An 18,653-nucleotide genomic window follows, 5' to 3' on the forward strand; every position below is an offset into this window, starting at 1 on the left:
GCCGCGGTCGAGGCCGCGCAGGCGATCCTGGAGAAGGGCGACACCCTCTTCTCGCAGGGCATCGTGCAGGGCTCGGAGAAGGCGGAGCTCCTCCACGACCTGCACCTCCTCACCACCAAGCCGTTCCTCTACGTCTTCAACGTGGACGAGGACGAGCTGACGGACGACGCGTTCAAGGCCGAGCAGAGCGCGCTGGTCGCCCCGGCCGAGGCGATCTTCCTGAACGCGAAGCTGGAGCAGGACCTGGCGGAGCTGGACGAGGAGGACGCCATGGAGCTCCTCCAGTCCGTCGGCGCCGAGGAGCCGGGCCTGGCGACCCTCGCCCGCGTGGGCTTCGCGACCCTGGGCCTCCAGACCTACCTGACGGCCGGCCCGAAGGAATCCCGCGCCTGGACGATCAAGCAGGGCGCGACGGCCCCCGAGGCGGCCGGTGTGATCCACACCGACTTCCAGAAGGGCTTCATCAAGGCCGAGGTCATCTCCTTCGCCGACCTCGTGGAGACCGGCTCGGTGGCCGACGCCCGCGCGGCCGGCAAGGCCCGCATGGAGGGCAAGGAGTACGTCATGCAGGACGGCGACGTGGTGGAGTTCCGCTTCAACGTCTGAGCGGATGAAGGAGCACCACGTCCTTGACGTGGCGAATACGCAGGTCAGAAGGGGTCGGCTCCTCCGGGAGCCGGCCCCTTCGGTGTTCCGTGTCTCGGTCGATGGGGCGGTGGGGTGGCGGAATACGCCGCCCGCGCCGTGGTTGATCAAGGTGGGTGCTGTCACATCCGGCAGGGCCGTCGACCCAGGGGGATCCGATGTCGTACCCGGAGTATCCGGAGCAGGTCTACCACCGTGAGGAGGGTGAGGTCAGTGCGGTCTTCCGGGCCGTGGACACTCCGCCCGAGTTCGGAGTCGCGGGCAGGGACGCGATTCACTACCTGGCCACCAAGGCTTCCACACAAGGGGAGTTCGGGCTCTACCGGGTGGAGATGAGTGCCAGGGCGGGCGGGCCCAGGACGCACTTCCACAAGACGATCTCGGAGTCGTTCTTCGTACTCGACGGCACGGTGAGGCTGTTCGACGGCGAGGGCTGGGTCGACGCGAGGAAGGGCGACTTCCTGTACGTGCCGCAGGGCGGGCTGCACGCCTTCCGCAACGACTCGGACGCACCCGCCGAGATGCTGATGATCTTCGCCCCGGGCGCCCCGCGCGAGGAGTACTTCGAGGGTCTGGCGGCGATGGCGGACGCGACGGACGAGGAGCGGGCGGAGTTCTTCGTCCGTCACGACTCCTACTTCGTGGAGTAGGGGCAGGGCGCCTTTCGAAAGGTGGGGGCCGTGCTGGTCCGAGCCCGGCCCCTTTGTCTCATTCCGTGCGGAATCCTGTCCCTTCTCGGCCAGGCGGGCGGGGCGGGGCAGGGGACAACCCCGGCCATTTCCGCCAGTCGTGGGGCCGAGCCGGCAGTCGGCCCTCCCACCCCACGTATCCTCGACAGCTGGTGAACGGGGGAGACGGATCGCGGAGGTGTATTGGTGGAGTTCCGGCTGCTCGGCTCCGTCGCGCTGGTGACGGAGGACGGGGACGTAGCCCTGGGGCCCGCCAAACGGTCCAGTCTTCTCGTCATGCTGCTGCTGCGGCCCAACAGCGCGGTGAACGTCGGTCAGCTGATCGACGCGCTCTGGGAGGAGGAGCCGCCCACCCACGCCAAGACCGTGCTGCAGGGGCACGTCTCGCGGCTGCGGGCGCTGCTCGCCGAGCACGGGGCGGAGGCGTACGGGGTCGAGCTGGCCACGCAGGGGTCGGCGTACGTGCTGCGGATGCCGGAGTCCCTGGTGGACGCGCACCGCTTCGAGGAGCTCGTGGCGCTCGCCGGGGTGCAGCGGCGCCCCGCCGACGCGGTACGGATGCTGCGGGAGGCCTTGTCGTACTGGCAGGGGCCCGCGCTCACCGGGACCGTGCACAGCCGGCCGATCGAGGCCGCCGCCGGGGGCCTTGAGGAGCTGCGGCTCGCCTCCGTCGAGTCCCTCGCGGAGGCGTACGGGGCGCTCGGCGAGCACGCCAGGGCCGCCGCCGTCCTGCGTACCGAGGCCGTCGCGCATCCGCTGCGGGAGTCCCTCGCGGCGGCGCTGATGCTGGCCCTGGGCCGTTCGGGCCGGCAGTCCGACGCGATCGACTGGTACCACCGCACCCGGCGGCTGCTCGCCGAGGAGCTGGGCGTCGACCCCGGCGAGACGCTCAGCGAGGCGTACGCGACGCTGCTCCGCTCCGCCGAGCCCGTGACCGTGTCCCGGCCCGTCGCTCCCGTCGCGGTCCCGGCGCCGGAGGGGCTGCCGCGCGCCCCGCGCGGATTCACCGGGCGCGGCACCGAACTCGCCGCCCTCGACCGGGCCGTACGAGGCGGCGACGGCCCCGTCTGCCTGGTCACCGGGCCCGCCGGCGTCGGCAAGACGGCCTTCGCCGTGCACTGGGCGTACGAGCGCCGCGCCGACTTCCCCGACGGGCGGCTCTTCGCCGACCTGCGCGGCTTCAGCAGCACCCCGGCGCCCGAGACCGCCGGTGTCCTCCGCGAATTCCTCCTCGCGCTCGGCGTGCAGCCCCAGCGGATCCCGGAGGCCGTCGAGGCGCGCGGCGCCCTGTTCCGCTCCCTGACCGCCGGCCGCCGGCTGCTCGTCGTCCTCGACAACGCCCGCTCCTCCGAGCAGGTCAGGCCCCTGCTGCCCGGCGGGGACCACTGCACCACCCTGGTCACGAGCCGCGACCGGCTCGGCGGTCTCATCGCCTCCGACGCGGCCCGGCCGGTGCCGCTCGGCCATCTCCCCCCGGCCGATTCCGCGGCGCTGCTCACCACCGTCCTCGGCGAGACGCGCGTCGCCGCCGAACCCGCCGCCGCCGCGCGGCTCGCCGGACTCTGCGACGGCCTGCCGCTCGCCCTGCGCGTGACGGCCGCCCGGCTCGCCGAGCGCCCCGGGTGGACCCTCGACGCGATGGTCGGCGAACTCGCCGACGAACAGAGCCGGCTGATGCTCCTCGACGTGGAGGACCGGGGCGTCTCGGCCGCGCTGCACCTCACCGTGCAGCAGCTGCCAGACTCCGCGGCCCGGCTGTTCCGGGCGATCGGCCTGCACACCGGCTCCGACCTGGACCGGTTCGCGGCCGGCGCGCTCGTCGGCACGTCCCCGGTGCAGGCCTCCGCCGACCTGGACCGGCTGGCCGCCGCCCATCTGCTCACCGAGCCCGTCCCCGGCCGCTGGATGCCGCACGACCTGGTACGGCTCTACGCGCGCCACCTCGCCGAGGACGCCGACCCCGAGGGTCTGCGGCGCCTCTTCGACCACTACCTGTACACGGGGCTCGCGGCCGACGCGGCGGCCGAGCCGGGCTCCCAGCCCTGCTACTCGCTGCCCGCCGACGCCCGCCGGCCCGCCGCGACCCTCGAGTTCGAGGACCGTACGGCGGCCCTCGACTGGTACGTGGCCGAGCGCGCCGCGCTGGAGGGCGCCGTCACCGCAGCGGCCGCCCTCGGCCTGCACGACCGGGCCTGGCGGCTCGCGCTGGTGCAGTGGCCGCTGATGCTCATGCGGATCGGGGACGGCTGGACGCCGCTCCTGGAGGCCGGACTCGCCTCGGCCGAGCACATGGGCGACTTCGACGCGCAGTCGCGGACCAGGGCGCTGCTCGGCTGGATCCTGCACGAGGAGGGCCGGGACGCCGAGGCCCTCGTCCATCTGGAGAAGGCGCCCGGTCTGGCCGCCAGGGCCGGCGACATGATCAGCGAGGCGATCGCGTACGTCAACTACGCCGCCGTCCTGGACGCGACCGGGGAGCACGAGCGGGCCGGGCTGCTCATGGTGCACGCCGTCTCGCTCGCCGACCGCACAGGCCATCCGTCCACCCAGGTGCTCACGCTCCATCACCTGGCGGGGCACTGCATGAAGGCGGGGGACTACGAAGCGGCGCTCGCGCACACCCTTCGCGCCGGGGAACTCGTCGCACCCGACGCGGTGGTCGTCCAGGCCCAGCTGCAGATCGTCAAGGGCGAGGCGCTGGCCGGTATCGGCCGCGTCGCGGAGGCCGCCGACCAGCTGCAACGCGCGATCGCGGCGTCCGACGCGGCCGGTTTCGCCGAGGGTTCGGCACGGGCGGCGGCGGGTCTCTCACGCCTGTCAGCGGATCGTTAGCGGTACGCAAGCGGGACGGCAGCGCCGGGCCGGAAGCTGGATACAGCACCGAGTACACGCAGTACCCGGAGCCCTTGTCCCGGGGCGGTCGCCCCGGGGCGTCCGCACCGATCCGAACGCTTCACGGGGGAGAACCACCATGCGTACCCACCACAAGTCCACCGTCCTTGCCGCCGCCGCCATCACCGCCCTCTCGCTCGGCCTGACGGCCTGCGGCGGTGACACGGACACCGGTGCGAAGGACGCGGGCAGCGCGAGCTCCTCCCAGTCGGCGGGCGCCACCGACAAGGGGACGGGCGACGCCGCGGGCACCGCCGACCAGACCGCCGCGAAGAGCGGCTCCGGCTCCACCGGCGGTTCGACGACGACCGGCGGCACGTCCGGCGGCAGCGGTACGAAGGGGTCCACGACGGGGTCCACGGCGGGATCCTCGACCGGCGGCAAGGCCTCCGCCAAGGCGCCCGCCTGTGCCTACGGCGACATCAAGATCACGGCGGCGAAGGCCGACGAGGTCCCGACCGAGCACATCGTCCTCACCGCCACCAACACCTCCGGCAGCGCCTGCACCCTGCTCCAGTACCCGCTGATCGCCTTCGGCCCGATCCAGACCGCCAAGGACGTCCCGGCCGTCGCGAAGAGCAAGCCGGCCGCCCCGGTCGTCCTGAAGCCCGGCGCGCCCGCGTACGCGAACGTGCGCGTCGCGCTCGGCGGCGCCCACGAGGACAACGAGGTCGTGACGAGCTTCAACGTGAACCTCTTCGCCGCCGACGGCCCGGCCGAGGGCAGCATCGTCGTCAAGGCCCCCGCGGGCGGCCTGGCCGTCGCCGAGGCCGCCGCGAAGACGGGCTACTGGACGGAGGAGCTCCGCAACGGCGCCGACGAGTTCTGAGCCGTTTCGCTCCGGACGCCCGCTCCCCGACCCACGGCCGACCCTCCGCCGCTCCGGAGGGTCACTGAGCCAGGCCGGTCTTCACCCCCGCCCCGCACAGCGGCACGACCGTGAGACCGGGCCTCGGCGCGGCCACCCGGACCGCCGCCCAGCAGGCCACGCCGGTGGACTCCACGAAGAGGCCCCGGCGGGCCAAATCCCGCTGAGCGGTTCGGATCTGGTTTTCCGTCACCGTCAGGAACGTGCCGCCGGCCGCCCGTACCGCCCGCAGGATCTGGTGGGCGCGGGGCGGCGCCGGGATCGCGATGCCCTCGGCGAGGGTGGGGCGGACGGGGACGGCCTCACCCAGCTCCTCCGCGCCCGCGTGGAAGGCCGCGGCCAGCGGGGAGACGGCCTCCGCCTGCACGGCGACGAGGGCGGGGCGGTTGTCCGTGAGCCCGTGACGGTGGAGCTCGTCGAGCGCGAGGGCGGCGCCGAGGAGCAGGGTGCCGTTGCCGACGGGGACGACGATCGTGTCCGGGAGGCGGCCGCCGAGCTCCTCCCACAGCTCGTAGACGTAGGTCTTGGTGCCGTGCAGGAAGTACGGGTTGTAGACGTGCGAGGCGTAGAAGGTGCCCGGCTCGTCGGCGGCCGCCCGTGCGGCGCGGGCCGTGGCCTCGCGGTCGCCGGGGACCTCGACGACCCGGGCACCGTGTGCCCGGATCTGCTCCAGCTTCTTGGGCGAGGTGCCCTCGGGGACGTACACGAGGCAGTCGAGCCGGGCCCGTGCGCCGTAGGCGGCGATCGCCGTGCCCGCGTTCCCGCTGCTGTCGGCGACGATCCGGCGGAGGCTGCCGTTCCGTGCGAGGCGGAGGGCGTGGGCGGCGAGCATCACCGCGCCGCGGTCCTTGAAGGACAGGGTCGGCATGAGGAAGTCGAGTTTGGCGGAAACCGATCCCTTCTCCCCTTCCTCCAGCGGGACGAGGGGTGTCCGGCCCTCCCCGAGCGTCACCTCGGGCGCGTGCGGCATCGGCGGCAGCGCCTCCTCGTAACGCCACAACGAATTTCGCCGTGACGCGAGTGACGGGAGGGGAACCGGACCACCGGCGAATTCCAGGTCCCAGGGGCCGCGGCACTTCGGACAACACCAGGTGAGGGCGTCCGTGGGCGAGTGAACCCGGCAGCGGGAGCACACGTAAGAGGTCATGATGATCAGCGTGTCAGCTGTGTGGCGCGGGTGTTGCGAGCTGTCGACAACCCTTGTGGGATTCCTATGGATCAGTCAATCTTTCGCTCGGCAGCCGGATGGCCGAGGCGGCGTGGAGCCACGTTGTCTTGTCATGTCCCTGCTAATCCCCCACAGCAACGCACCACCAATGAGGAGGACCCCTCACATGTCAGTGATGCGTGAATCACGGCGCCGAATCGCCACCGCCGCGGCCGTCGCCGTCACCGCCCTCACCCTCGGCACCCTCTCCGCCCTCCCGGCCGCCGCCTCACCGGCCGCCCCCGAGGGCGTCATCGAGAACGCCGGAGCCGAAGGCACGATCGCGGGCAGCTACATCGTCACCCTCGACGAGTCGGCGCAGGCGGAGACCGCCAAGGGCCGGGCCGTCGCCGCCAAGTTCGGCGCGAAGATCGAGCGGACGTACACGTCGGCGATCAACGGTTACGCCGTCGAGCTCTCCGAGGCGCAGGCGAAGAAGCTCGCGGCCGACCCCGCCGTGACCTCCGTCGTCCAGAACCGCGTCTTCACGATCGACGGCACGCAGCCCTCCCCGCCGTCCTGGGGCCTGGACCGGATCGACCAGAGGGCCCTTCCGCTGAACCAGAGCTACACCTACCCGGACACCGCGGGCCAGGGCGTCACCGCGTACATCATCGACACCGGTGTCCGCATCTCCCACAGCGACTTCGGCGGCCGGGCCTTCAACGGCTACGACGCCATCGACAACGACAACGTCGCCCAGGACGGCCACGGCCACGGCACCCACGTCGCCGGCACCGTCGCGGGCACGTCGTACGGCGTCGCCAAGAAGGCCAAGATCGTCGGCGTCCGCGTCCTCAACAACCAGGGCTCCGGCACGACCGCGCAGGTCGTCGCCGGCATCGACTGGGTCACGCAGAACGCCGTGAAGCCGGCCGTCGCCAACATGAGCCTCGGCGGTGGCATCGACTCCGCCCTCGACACGGCCGTACGGAACTCCATCGCCTCCGGAGTCACGTACGCGGTCGCGGCGGGCAACGACAGCTCCAACGCCTCCAACTACTCGCCGGCGCGCGTCGCCGAGGCCATCACCGTCGGCTCCACGACCAACACCGACGCCCGCTCCAGCTTCTCCAACTACGGCACGGTCCTGGACATCTTCGCCCCGGGCTCCTCCATCACCTCGTCCTGGAACTCCAGCGACTCCGCCACCAACACCATCTCCGGTACGTCCATGGCGACCCCGCACGTCGCGGGCGCGGCCGCCGTCTACCTCGCGGACAACCCGACGGCCACCCCGGCCCAGGTGTCGACCGCGCTGACGAGCGCCGCCACCCCGAACGTGGTCGGCAACCCCGGCTCCGGCTCCCCGAACCGGCTGCTCTTCGTCGGCGGCGGCGGCACCACCCCGCCGCCCGGCAAGAAGTTCGAGAACACCGCGGACTACGCCATCGCCGACAACGCGACCGTCGAGTCCCCCGTCACCGTCAGCGGCGTCACCGGCAACGCCCCGGCCGCCCTCCAGGTGCCGGTGAACATCGTCCACACCTACATCGGTGACCTCCAGGTCCAGCTGATCGCCCCCGACGGCTCGGCGTACACGCTGAAGGGCTTCGGCACCGGCGGCAGCTCGGACAACATCAACACCACGTACACCGTGAACGCCTCCTCGGAGGTCGCCAACGGCACGTGGAAGCTCCGGGTCACGGACAACGCGTCCATCGACACCGGCAGGATCGACTCCTGGGGGCTGCAGTTCTGACCCTGCTCCCGACGGATCGTGAACGGCACGGATCGTGAACGGGCGCAGACCGTGAACGGCACGGATCGTGACCAGTAGGGATCGTGAACGGTGAGGGGCGGTCGCCTGACGGCGGCCGCCCCTTCCGGTCGTGAGGCCGGGCCCAGGGCCGGGGCCCACGCCGGGATCGTCGGAGTTGTCCCCCGCGTGTCGCCCCCGCCGCCCGGCCGCGTACGATGCGCGACCGATTGCTTGTTCGCACCGTTCGCCCCGGACAGGAGCCCCGTACCCGTGGAGCCGACCCCGCCGACCCCGCCGCCGTCCTCTCAGGGGGGCCCGCAGCAAGGGGGCTGGCCCGCGCCGGGGCCGTACACCTCGCCGGGGATGCCGTACACGGCCGGTCCCTACGCCGGGCCCGCCGGGCCCGGCATGCCCGGCGTCGGCCCCTACGGGCAGCCGCCCCGGCGGACCACCAACGGGCTCGCCATCGGCTCCCTCGTCTCCGGCATAGTCTGCTGCCTGCCGCCCCTCGGTCTGGTGCTCGGTCTCGTCGCCCTGCCGCAGATCCGGAAGCGGGACCAGGCCGGCAAGGGGCTCGCCGTCGCGGGCATCGTGCTCTCCGTCCTCAGTTGTCTGCTGCTCGTGACCGGCATCGCCACCGGCGGCATCAGCGCGTTCTGGGGCGGCGTCAAGGAGGGCATGGACGAGGCGGCCCGTTCGAAGTCGCCGTTCTCGCTGCGGACCGGCCAGTGCTTCACTCCCGACGGCAGGCTGGACGAGTACGCGGCGGACGTCACGGTCGTCGACTGCGGCCGCCCGCACCTCGGCGAGGTCACCGGCGGCTTCAAGGTGACCGGCTTCGACAAGTGGCCCGGCGACGACACGATCGACGAGATCGCGGAGAAGCGCTGCGAGACGGTCAACAGCGGGTACGCGCTGGACACCTGGGCCGTCCCCGCGAACATCTGGCCCTACTACTACGTTCCCAGCGCGCAGAGTTGGCGTCTCGGCGACCGCACGGTGACGTGCGCTCTCGCCGGAGAGAACAAGCCGTTCAGTGGTTCCGTGCGCTCCGACGCGACCCTGCTCACCGACGACCAGGAGTCCTTCCTGAAGACCGTCAACCCGATCGAGACGGTGAGCTACCGGGAGCCGGAGGAAGACCCGGACGAGGACTTCACCGCCAACAAGGTGTGGGCCACGGAGCTCCTGGGCGCGATCAACACGGCGTACGCGGGACTGGGGCAGCGCACCTGGCCCGCCGAGTCAGCCCCGTCCGTCGCGGCCCTCCGCAAGGAACTCGCAGCGGCGTCCAAGCAGTGGCTCAAGCTGGCGACGGCGGCCGACGCGGACGCCTACTGGGAGGCGTACGACCCGGCGTGGGAAGCCCTGCCCGAGGACCTGGGCGCGGACGCGCGCACCGCTCTCGACCTGACCGGCACTCCGCCGGCGCGCGGGGCGGGCGGGGGCGCGTCCACCTGATTCCGTGCGCCTGCGCGACCCGCACGGGGCTTCGTGAGCGACTGCGTGCGGGACTTCGTGGGCGACTTCGTACGGGGGATTCCTGCGGGGGCTTTCCCGCGGGGCTTGGTACGGGCTGTGGGGCTTCGTACGGTGCTTCGTGTGGGGCTTCGTACGGGTGACGGGGCCGGGTCTCCCTCGGGAGGCCCGGCCCCGTCGCAGGCGGACCGGGCGGTGGTCCGGGGAGCGGCGGCCCGTGACCGACCGCCGCCGCCGGTCCACCGCGAGCGGCGGGGCCGGTCCGCGGTTCGGGGGCCCCGGCCACCGCCGGACGGCGGCCGGGGCGGGGGTGTCAGCGCCGGGTCAGGCCGCGGTCGATGGCGGTGATCAGCTCACCGTCCGGGGTGTCCCCGTCGAGGGACCAGACCATCGCGCCGCCGAGCCCGTTCTGCCGGACGTAGGACGCCTTGGTGCGCAGTACGGTCGGGTCGTCGTACGTCCACAGGTTGGTGCCGTCGAAGAGCCAGGCGTGGCCGTTCCGGTAGCCGCGGTGGAGCTTGTACGTCCCCGAATCCGCCAGCTTCTTCAGATGCTTGTAGTCCTCGGAGCCCGCCACCCAGGTCGCGGGGGCGGGGCCGGTCGCCGGCTGCCCGAGGCCGTCGCCGCCGCCGGTGACGCCGGTCCAGCCCTGGCCGTAGAACGGCATGCCGACCACGAGCTTGTGGGCGGGGGCGCCGCGCCGCAGCCAGGCCCTGACGGTCTGGTCGACGCTGAAGTCGTTCCTGGCGAAGAGCGCGGACTGCTGGGCGGTGGTCTTCTCGCCGGAGACGTGGAAGTCGTAGCCCTGGAGGTTCACGAAGTCGAAGTCCCGCATGATCTTGGCGACTTCGAAGCCCGCGTCGATCTTGGCGGGCGCGGTGGGCACATAGGCGCTGAGCTCGTAGTGCTTGCGCTGGGCCTTCGGGAGCGAGCGGCCGTAGGCGTCGAGCTGGGTGCGGAACTCCCGTACCAGCTTGGTGAAGTTGGGCTTGTCCTCGGGGCGGATCACGTTCCCGGGGGCGCCGTCCGAGCCGGGCCACTCCCAGTCGAGGTCGACGCCGTCGAAGATCCCGGCGGCGGCTCCGGCGCCGCCGCGTGCGCCGTCGACGGGCAGGTTGCCCTTGATGTACGTGTCGATGCAGGAGGCGACGAGGGTCTTGCGGCCCGCGTCGGTGCGCACCGCGTCGGAGAAGTGCGCGGAGCCGGTCCAGCCGCCCAGCGAGATCATGACCTTGAGCCCGGGGTTCTTGGCCTTCAGCTCGCGCAGCTCGTTGAAGTTCCCGGCCAGTCGCTGGTCGGCGGTGTCGGCGACGCCGTCCACCGAGGTGGCGGCGTCGACCGGGCGCACGTAGTCGGCCCACGGGTCGGAGCCGGGTGCGTTGCCCATGAGGCACCTGCCGTCCGAACCGATCACGCCGAAGGCGTAGTTGATGTGGCTGAGCTTGGCGGCGGTGCCGCTCGTCTCCAGGTCCTTGACCTGGAAGTTCCGTCCGTAGATGCCCCATTGGGTGAAGTAGCCGATCCGCTTCAGCTCGGGCTTGTGCCCGGACGGCTGGTGCGCGTCGGCGGTGGGGGCCAGGGTGGCGAGGAGACCGAGAGTGGCCGCGGCGGCCGCACCGAAGGTCAGCTTGGTCATGGCTCTGGGACGCATGGGCTCGTTCCTGTGCGAGGCGGGATGGCGCGTGCGGTGGAGCGTGCGGACGGCGCGCACGGCGTGGAGCGTGCGCGCACCGTGGAGCGTGCTTGGCAGGAACGTATTGGTCTGTACCAATGCGGGTCAAGGGGGCCGACGTGGCCTATCCGGGGTGACCGTGGGTAGCAAGAGGTGTGATCTCGGAGTCATCACTTCGAGTGAAACTTTGGCCCATGCTTGCGGATCGCGACCGACGGTTGTCAGGCTGTAGCTGTAAGTCAACCTGAGGGGAGTGTCCAGTGACGTTCGGTGAGCAGCCCGCCTATCTGCGCGTGGCGAGCGATCTGCGGGAGAAGATCGCGAACGGCTCGCTTCCGCCGCATACCCGTCTCCCCTCGCAGGCACGCATCCGCGAGGAGTACGGGGTGTCGGACACCGTCGCGCTGGAGGCCCGCAAGGTACTCATGGCCGAGGGGCTGGTGGAAGGGCGCTCCGGCTCGGGCACCTACGTCCGGGAGCGCCCGGTGCCGCGCAGGATCGCCCGCTCCGGCTACCGCCCCGCGTCGGGCGCCAGCCCCTTCCGGCAGGAGCAGGCGGCCGAAGGGGCCCGCGGCACCTGGGAGTCGAACAGCGAGCAGGAGCCGGCGAGCGGCGAGGTGGCCGAGCGCCTCGGCATCGAGCCGGGGGAGCGCGTGATGCGCACGCGGTACGTGTACCGGGACGGCGGCGAGCCCATGATGGTCGCCACCTCCTGGGAGCCGCTCGCCGTCACGGGCCGGACGCCGGTCATGCTGCCCGAGGAGGGCCCCCTGGGCGGCTGCGGTGTCGTCGAGCGGATGGCGGCCATCGACGTGGTCGTGGACAACGTGGTGGAGGAGGTCGGCGCCCGGCCCGGCCTCGCCGAGGAACTCCTGGCACTCGGCGGGGTGCCGGGTCATGTCGTGATGGTCGTGGAGCGCACGTACTACGCGTCGGGCCGGGCCGTCGAGACCGCCGACGTCGTGGTCCCGGCCGACCGCTACCGCCTCTCGTACCACCTGCCGGTGCGGTGACCGCTCAGCGGACTCCGCCGTCCGGGCGGTGTGACCGCGAGTTAACGGCCTGTCAACTCGCGTAACCCCGGCGCAACCGCCTGCCGCCGCCGTCCGTCACGACCGGCTCCTACCTTCCTCGTCCGTACCCGCGAACCGGTCGGACGACAGGAACCCTCATGACGGACACGGTCACCGCCTCCACCCCGGATCCGGGCGGGAGTCTCTCCCGGGCCCCTGAGTCCCCGGGAGAGGTCGCGCCACCATCCGGCGGCCCCCGCCGCAGCTACGCCAAGCTGGCCGCCGACGAGAGCCGCGAGGACTACTCGCTGCGCTACGCCCCGCACTCGTTCCGGCGCTGGTCGCCCGGGACCGTGGCGGGGACCGCCCTCGGCGGCATCGCCTATCTCGCCGACTTCGCGATCGGCGCCTCGATCGTCTTCACGTACGGCTTCGGCAGCGGGCTCGCCTCGATCCTCACCGCGGCCACGCTCATCTTCCTCACCGGCATCCCCATCGCCCGGGCCTGCGCCACGTACGGCCTGGACATGGACCTCATCACCCGCGGCGCCGGCTTCGGTTACTTCGGCTCGACGCTCACCTCGCTCATCTACGCCTCCTTCACCTTCATCTTCTTCGCCCTCGAAGGCTCGATCATGGCCCAGGCCATGCATCAGGCCGTCGGCCTGCCGGTCGAGATCGGCTACCTGATCACCACCCTCATCGTCATCCCGATCGTCTTCCGCGGCATGGGCGCCCTGGCCAAGGTGCAGGCCTGGACCCAGCCGGTCTGGATCGTCGGCATGGTGCTGCCCTTCGCCGTCCTGGCCTTCGAGGCCCCCGACGCCTGGGGTGCCTTCGCCTCCTTCGGCGGAACGGAAGGGGCCGGCGCCGGCTTCTCGTGGATCGGCTTCGGCCTGGGCACGGGCGTCGCGCTCTCCCTGATCGCCCAGATCGGCGAACAGGCCGACTATCTGCGCTTCATGCCGGCCAGGACGGAGGCCACCAAGCGCCGCTGGAACCTCGCCGTGCTCGCCGCCGGCCCCGGCTGGGTCGTCATCGGCGCGGCCAAGCAGCTCGGTGGCGCCTTCCTGGCGTTCGTCGCCCTGGAGGCCGTCGGCAAGACCCACGCCCTGGAGCCGATCGCCCCTCAGATCGAGGCGCTCAAGCCCTGGCTCGGGACACTCGCCCTGCCCGCCGCCGCGCTCTTCGTGATCGTCTCCCAGGTCAAGATCAACGTCACCAACGCCTACAGCGGCTCGCTGTCCTGGTCGAACTTCTTCTCCCGCGTCACCCACCGGCACCCGGGCCGCGTCTGGTACATCTTCCTCAACCTCGCCATCGCGCTGACGCTGATGGAGATGAACATGTTCGCGGCCCTGAACAAGCTGCTCGGCTTCTACTCCAACGTCGGCATCGCCTGGATCACGGCCGTCGCCGCCGACCTCGTCATCAACAAGCGGGCCGGCTGGAGCCCTCCGTACATCGAGTTCAAGCGCGCCTATCTGTATGCCGTGAACCCCGCCGGCTTCGGTGCCATGGTCATCGCCTCCGTCGTCTCGATCCTCGCCTTCTTCGGTGTCTTCGGTGCCTACGCCCAGGCCTTCTCCACCTTCATCGCCGCCGGTCTCGCCCTCGTCCTCTGCCCGCTGATCGCCTGGGCCACGAAGGGCCGCTACTACCTGGCCCGTCCCAACACGGTGAACGGTCCGGCCGCGGGTGTCGTCGACGAGCGGGCGACCCACACCTGCGCGGAGTGCGAGACCGCCTACGAACTCCCCGACATCGCCGACTGCCCGGTGCGGTCCGGCCCGGTCTGCTCCCTCTGCTGCTCGCTCGACGCCACGTGCGGAGACGCCTGTCGCAAGGACCCCGAGGGCACCGGCGGTCCCGTCCTGATGCCCGTGCCGACCGTCCCCGCGGCGGCCCCCGGGGCGTGACTTCGGCCTCCCTCCGTCGGTTCCCGGCCGATCCGTATCTCTTTGTGCAATTCCGTATCCGCTGTGTGAAGGTCAGGCGTAAGCTCCGGCATATGCGGATTGCGGTTTCACGGAGATCCTCAACGGCGCCCGGACCGGCGGAGGGAGAAGCCTGATGACCGAGAGCGGCCCTGTCCTCGCCTGGCTCGTCATTCGGCAGGACGACAACGGCAACCGCTACCGGGTGGGGCGGTACGCGACCGAGGACGAAGCGCAGAAGATCGCGGACAGTCTCGACGACCGCGGCCACAAACAGCTCTACTGGGTCGAGCGCATCGGCACCCCCGCGCTCTGAGCCCGACGGACGCAAGCCGGGCCGGGCTACGCTCGCGCCCATGACCGAACGCACCACCGACCCCGCCACGCCCCACGAACCCGTCGTGGTCGTCGTCGCGGGCGCCCTGTACGACCGGGGGCGACTGCTCGCCGCACGCCGCAGCGCCCCCGTCGAGCTCGCCGGCCGCTGGGAACTCCCCGGCGGCAAGCTCGAACCGGGCGAGAGCCCCGAAGAGGCCCTCGTCCGCGAACTGCGCGAAGAGCTCGGCGTCGAGGTCGAGCCGGGCGAGCGGATCCCCGGCGAGTGGCCGCTGAAGCCCGGATACGTCCTCCGGGTCTGGACGGCCCGACTGCTCTCGGGCGAACCGCGCCCGCTGGAGGACCACGACGCCCTGCGCTGGCTCACCCGGTCCGAGCTGGACTCGGTCGACTGGCTCGACCAGGACCGCCCCGCCGTCGCCGAGGCCGCGCGGAGGTTCCCGGCGGCGCCCGGCACCGGAGCGCAGGGCTGACTTTCTACGCCGTTCGTGCCACCGTGCGCCCGCTGCTGCGCCCAGCGCGATATCCCGCCCCATATTCCGGGTATGTCCTGATTGACCCCTTGAAAGAGGACGTGGGCCTTCCTGCTGACGCACGGCTGGGGAAGTGATCGGGTGTGATCGACACCGACGGCGACCGCGCCGAGTGGAACTTCCCCGCGGAGGCGAACGCCGTGCGCACGGCTCGCCATGCCGTGCGCGAGACGCTGCGTGCCTGGGACCTCGACTCGGCCCTCGGTGATGTGACCGTCCTGCTGGTCAGCGAGCTGGTGACCAACTCCCTGCGGTACGCGTCCGGACCGATCGGGGTCCGCCTCGTCCGCCCCCGATTCGACGGCAGCGACCCCACCCGTCAGCCCGCGCTGCTCGTGGAGGTTTCCGATCCGCTTCCGGATCCCCCCACCGCGCGCGCCCCCGGACCCGAGGACGAAGGGGGCCGCGGACTCGGTCTGGTGGCCTGTTCCGCACGCCGCTGGGGCACTCGTAAAGGCAGGACCGGCAAAACCGTATGGTTCGAGCTGGCTCTCCCTGGTGAGTAAACAGGGTGGGACAACGATCACCGGTACTCGGCGCGAAGCGAACGAGACCACCCTGTGATCGTGAACGTCGTGCCGTCGGGGCCTGCCGTATTGAATACTGCGGGCATGGCCGGTCCGGTGCGGTGAGCTGGAGGGGACGGTCGCGTGAGCGAGATACCTGAGAAGGCGAGTGGCGGCGTCGTGTGGCAGAGCAGCCCGCCCGGCTCCATCTATGACTACATCCGGGTGGCGTCCTTCTCCATCGGGCCCGACGGACTCGTCGAGCAGTGGAGCCGACGGGCCGTGGACCTCTTCGGAGTCACCGCGGAGCAGGCCAGGGGCAAGGACCCCGTCGAGGCCTTCATGCCCGCCGACCTGCGCGAGCGCGGTCACCGACGGGTCCGGGAGATCCTCGACGGCAAGGAGTGGACAGGTCTCGTCCCCTTCCGGATTCCCGGCGAGGACCGGCCCCACGGCATCGCCGAGATGTACGTCATGCCGAGCGAGACGCAGACCGGGGAACGGGCCGCGCTCTGCATCGTCGTCGACGTCCGCGCCCTGCGCCGCATCGAGACGGACCTCGCCGCCTCCCAGGCGATATTCGGCCAATCCCCCTTCGGCTTTCTCCTCTTCGGCACCGACCTCACCGTGAAGCGGGCCAACCGGCGCTTCGCCACCGTCTTCGGCGGCTCCGCCGAAGACCACCGTGGCCGCACCGTCCACGACTACCTCAACCTGCCCGAGGCCGACCGGATGACCGCGGCCCTCCGCAGCGTCCTGGAGACCGGGGAGTCCGTCACCGACTTCGAGATCGTCGGCGCCGCACCCGGCTCCCGGGACCGCCGCCACTGGTCCATCAACCTCTACCGCGTGCACAGCGGATCCGGCCGCCCGATCGGCGTCGCCGGCCTCGGCATCGACGTGACCCGCCGCCACAACGCCGCCAGGGAAGCCGCCAGCGCCCGCCGCAACCTCGCCCTTCTCAACGAGGCCGGCGCCCGCATCGGCAACTCCCTCGACCTGGAGGCCACCGCCCGCGAGCTGCTCGACGTCGCCGTCCCCGGCTTCTGCGACCTCGCCTCCGTCGACCTCTACCAGGGCCTGCTCACCGGCGACGAGGCACCGCCCGGCCGATGGGGCAGCTCCCACGACATCGGCTACGGGGCCGGCAGCGCCGAACTCCGCAGGGTCGCCTTCGCCAGCGCCGTCTCCGACACCCCGCTCAGAACCGACGAGGGCCACGGGCCGGGCAGCGGCTGTTGCGGACCCGAACCGATCGAGGTCGGCGCCGTCCACCGCTACCCCTTCAACTCGCCGTGCGCCGGGGCGTTGCGCACCGGCCGCCTCCGCACCGTGCCCGGCGCCGACGGCGAACTCGTCCAGACCACCCTGGTCGTCCCGATGGTCGCGCACGACACCGTCGTCGGACTCGTCCAGTTCTCCCGCACCAAGGGCAGCGAGTCCTTCGGGGAGCGCGACCGCGCCCTCGCCGTCGAACTCGCCGCCCGCGCAGCCGTCTGCATCGACAACGCCCGCCTCTACCGCCGCGAGCACGAGCGGGCGCTGATCCTCCAGCGCAGCCTGCTCCCGCCCGGCGACCCCGAGGCGGCCGGCCTCGACATCGCCTGCCGCTACCTCCCCGGCACCGCCGCCACCGAGGTCGGCGGCGACTGGTTCGACGTCATCGAACTCCCCGGCCATCGCACCGCCCTCGTCATCGGGGACGTCATGGGCCGCGGCCTGCGCGCCGCCGTCGCCATGGGCGAACTGCGCACCGCCGTCCGTACCCTCGCCCAGCTCGACCTGGAGCCGGCCGAAGTCCTCTCCCACCTCGACGAGATCGCCCGCGGCCTCGGCGCCCCCATCGGCGCCCAGCAGTCCCGCGGCCACAAGTCCCGCGGCCCCGAACTCTCCGAGGTCTACCTCGCGACCTGCGTCTACGCCGTCTACGACCCGGTCACCCGCCGCTGCACCTTCGCCAACGCCGGCCATCTCCCGCCGGTGCTCGTCGAACCCGGCGAAGAGGCACTGCTGCTCGACGTACCCCCGGGGATGCCGCTCGGGGTCGGCGGCGAACCCTTCGAGGAGGTCGAGGTCGAACTCCCCGAAGGAGCCCTCCTCGCCCTCTACACCGACGGGCTCGTCGAATCCCGCGACCATCCCCTCGACGAGGGCCTGAGCGCCTTCCGACGCGCCCTCACCGACCCCGCCCGTCCCCTGGAGGACGTCTGCGACCGGGTCCTGACCAGCCTGGAGACAGGACACGGCGAGGACGACATCGCCCTCCTCATGGCCAGGATCCAGGGACTGCCCAGTGAGGCCGTCGGCGACTGGCGGCTGCCCAGGGAACCCCGCTCGGTCGGCCGGGCCCGTGAACTCGCCCGCACCCAGCTCAAGGCCTGGGAGCTCGAACCGCTCGTCGACACCGTCGAACTCCTCGTCAGCGAGCTCGTCACCAACGCACTGCGCTACGGCGAGGGCGAGATCCGGCTGCGGCTGCTCCGCGACCGCACCCTCGTCTGTGAGGTCTGGGACGCCGGCCTGGTGCAGCCCCGGCGGCGCCGCGCCAAGGACACCGACGAGGGGGGCCGGGGCCTCCAGCTGGTAGGGCTGCTCAGTTCCTCCTGGGGCTCCCGTCGCACCCCGCGAGGCAAGACCGTCTGGTTCGAACTGGCGCTGCCGGACGGCGAGGGGGCCGCGGAACCCACGGTGGAACAGCTCCTCAGCATGTTCTGACGCACGCCGCACCCACCCGGCCGCACGCCGCACCCACCCGGCCGCGCGGCTGAGCCGACACCCGGCCCCGGCCGTGCGGGCAACCCCGGACCGGCGACCGGTCAGCCCTTGAGCGCCGCCAGCCGGGCCTCGATCTCGGCACTGTCGCCCAGCGCGTCCAGCTGCTCGAACTGGGCGTCCAGGGAGGACGCGGCGAGCTCCTGCTTGCCCATCGCCCGCGCCTCCTCCCGGCGTACCTTGTCCTCGAACCGGCTCAGTTCGCTGGTCGGGTCGAGCACGTCGATGTTCTTCACGGCGTCCAGCATCGTGTTCTGCGCCTGCGCCGACTTCGCACGCGCCACCAGCTCGTCGCGCTTCGCCTGCAACTCGCCGAGCTTGGCCTTCATCTGGTCGAGGCCCGTCCTGAGCTTCGACACCACCTCGGTCTGCGCGGCGATCGTCGGCTCCGCCGTCCGCGCC

At 71.9% G+C, this 18,653-nt stretch carries 15 protein-coding genes; 12 read left to right on the forward strand and 3 right to left on the reverse strand.

The window, feature by feature from the left end; genetic code table 11:
• The 4 genes from AOK00_RS09165 to AOK00_RS09180 form a co-directional block, all read left to right on the forward strand.
• Positions 1 to 606: DUF933 domain-containing protein (locus AOK00_RS09165; RefSeq protein WP_107097342.1), on the forward strand; the 606-nt coding region annotated here is incomplete at its 5' end.
• Positions 607 to 803: 197 nt separating this feature from the next.
• Positions 804 to 1,295, forward strand: a complete 492-nt coding sequence (locus AOK00_RS09170) for a cupin domain-containing protein (protein WP_055599811.1) — start codon at positions 804 to 806, stop codon at positions 1,293 to 1,295.
• A 225-nt stretch (positions 1,296 to 1,520) separates the two neighbouring features.
• A complete protein-coding gene (locus tag AOK00_RS09175; RefSeq protein ID WP_055599812.1) occupies positions 1,521 to 4,166 on the forward strand; it encodes an AfsR/SARP family transcriptional regulator in 2,646 nt (881 codons plus the stop codon).
• A 139-nt stretch (positions 4,167 to 4,305) separates the two neighbouring features.
• A complete protein-coding gene (locus AOK00_RS09180; protein ID WP_055599813.1) occupies positions 4,306 to 5,055 on the forward strand; it encodes a DUF4232 domain-containing protein in 750 nt (249 codons plus the stop codon).
• Positions 5,056 to 5,116: 61 nt separating this feature from the next.
• Here AOK00_RS09180 and AOK00_RS09185 read toward each other — a convergent pair whose 3' ends face one another.
• Positions 5,117 to 6,241 carry a threonine synthase gene (locus AOK00_RS09185; RefSeq protein WP_055599814.1) on the reverse strand — a complete coding sequence of 375 codons (1,125 nt, stop codon included), beginning with the start codon at positions 6,239 to 6,241 and terminating at the stop codon, positions 5,117 to 5,119.
• A 187-nt stretch (positions 6,242 to 6,428) separates the two neighbouring features.
• On the opposite strand from AOK00_RS09185, the gene AOK00_RS09190 reads away from it, so the two are divergent.
• Positions 6,429 to 8,003, forward strand: a complete 1,575-nt coding sequence (locus AOK00_RS09190) for a S8 family peptidase (RefSeq protein ID WP_055599815.1) — start codon at positions 6,429 to 6,431, stop codon at positions 8,001 to 8,003.
• Between the two features lie 363 nt (positions 8,004 to 8,366).
• Positions 8,367 to 9,464: a DUF4190 domain-containing protein gene (locus tag AOK00_RS09195; protein WP_055599816.1), complete on the forward strand. Its 1,098-nt coding sequence runs from the start codon at positions 8,367 to 8,369 to the stop codon at positions 9,462 to 9,464.
• Between the two features lie 331 nt (positions 9,465 to 9,795).
• Here AOK00_RS09195 and AOK00_RS09200 read toward each other — a convergent pair whose 3' ends face one another.
• Positions 9,796 to 11,133, reverse strand: a complete 1,338-nt coding sequence (locus tag AOK00_RS09200) for a glycoside hydrolase family 18 protein (protein ID WP_055599817.1) — start codon at positions 11,131 to 11,133, stop codon at positions 9,796 to 9,798.
• A 281-nt stretch (positions 11,134 to 11,414) separates the two neighbouring features.
• Here AOK00_RS09200 and AOK00_RS09205 point away from each other — a divergent pair, with 281 nt between their 5' ends.
• The 6 genes from AOK00_RS09205 (at position 11,415) to AOK00_RS09230 (ending at position 18,194) form a co-directional block, all read left to right on the forward strand.
• Positions 11,415 to 12,167, forward strand: coding sequence for a GntR family transcriptional regulator (locus AOK00_RS09205; protein WP_055599818.1), 753 nt, complete (start codon positions 11,415 to 11,417; stop codon positions 12,165 to 12,167).
• Between the two features lie 158 nt (positions 12,168 to 12,325).
• Positions 12,326 to 14,086 (forward strand): purine-cytosine permease family protein, encoded by a 1,761-nt coding sequence (locus tag AOK00_RS09210; protein WP_107097343.1) that lies wholly within the window; start codon positions 12,326 to 12,328, stop codon positions 14,084 to 14,086.
• 154 nt (positions 14,087 to 14,240) lie between these two features.
• Positions 14,241 to 14,420, forward strand: coding sequence for an SPOR domain-containing protein (locus AOK00_RS09215; protein ID WP_030320624.1), 180 nt, complete (start codon positions 14,241 to 14,243; stop codon positions 14,418 to 14,420).
• Between the two features lie 40 nt (positions 14,421 to 14,460).
• A complete protein-coding gene (locus tag AOK00_RS09220; RefSeq protein WP_055599819.1) occupies positions 14,461 to 14,913 on the forward strand; it encodes a (deoxy)nucleoside triphosphate pyrophosphohydrolase in 453 nt (150 codons plus the stop codon).
• 143 nt (positions 14,914 to 15,056) lie between these two features.
• Positions 15,057 to 15,479 (forward strand): ATP-binding protein, encoded by a 423-nt coding sequence (locus tag AOK00_RS09225; protein ID WP_055599820.1) that lies wholly within the window; start codon positions 15,057 to 15,059, stop codon positions 15,477 to 15,479.
• Between the two features lie 144 nt (positions 15,480 to 15,623).
• The gene (locus AOK00_RS09230; protein ID WP_055599821.1) at positions 15,624 to 18,194 is read left to right on the forward strand and encodes a SpoIIE family protein phosphatase; all 2,571 of its coding nucleotides are present in this window, start codon (positions 15,624 to 15,626) and stop codon (positions 18,192 to 18,194) included.
• 101 nt (positions 18,195 to 18,295) lie between these two features.
• Here AOK00_RS09230 and AOK00_RS09235 read toward each other — a convergent pair.
• A partial coding sequence (locus AOK00_RS09235) for a PspA/IM30 family protein (protein ID WP_173861528.1) occupies positions 18,296 to 18,653 on the reverse strand: 358 nt, incomplete at its 5' end.

Origin of the sequence: Streptomyces aureus (assembly GCF_001418135.1) — a bacterium.
In the GTDB taxonomy this organism is placed as follows: Bacteria; Actinomycetota; Actinomycetes; order Streptomycetales; family Streptomycetaceae; genus Streptomyces; species Streptomyces aureus_A.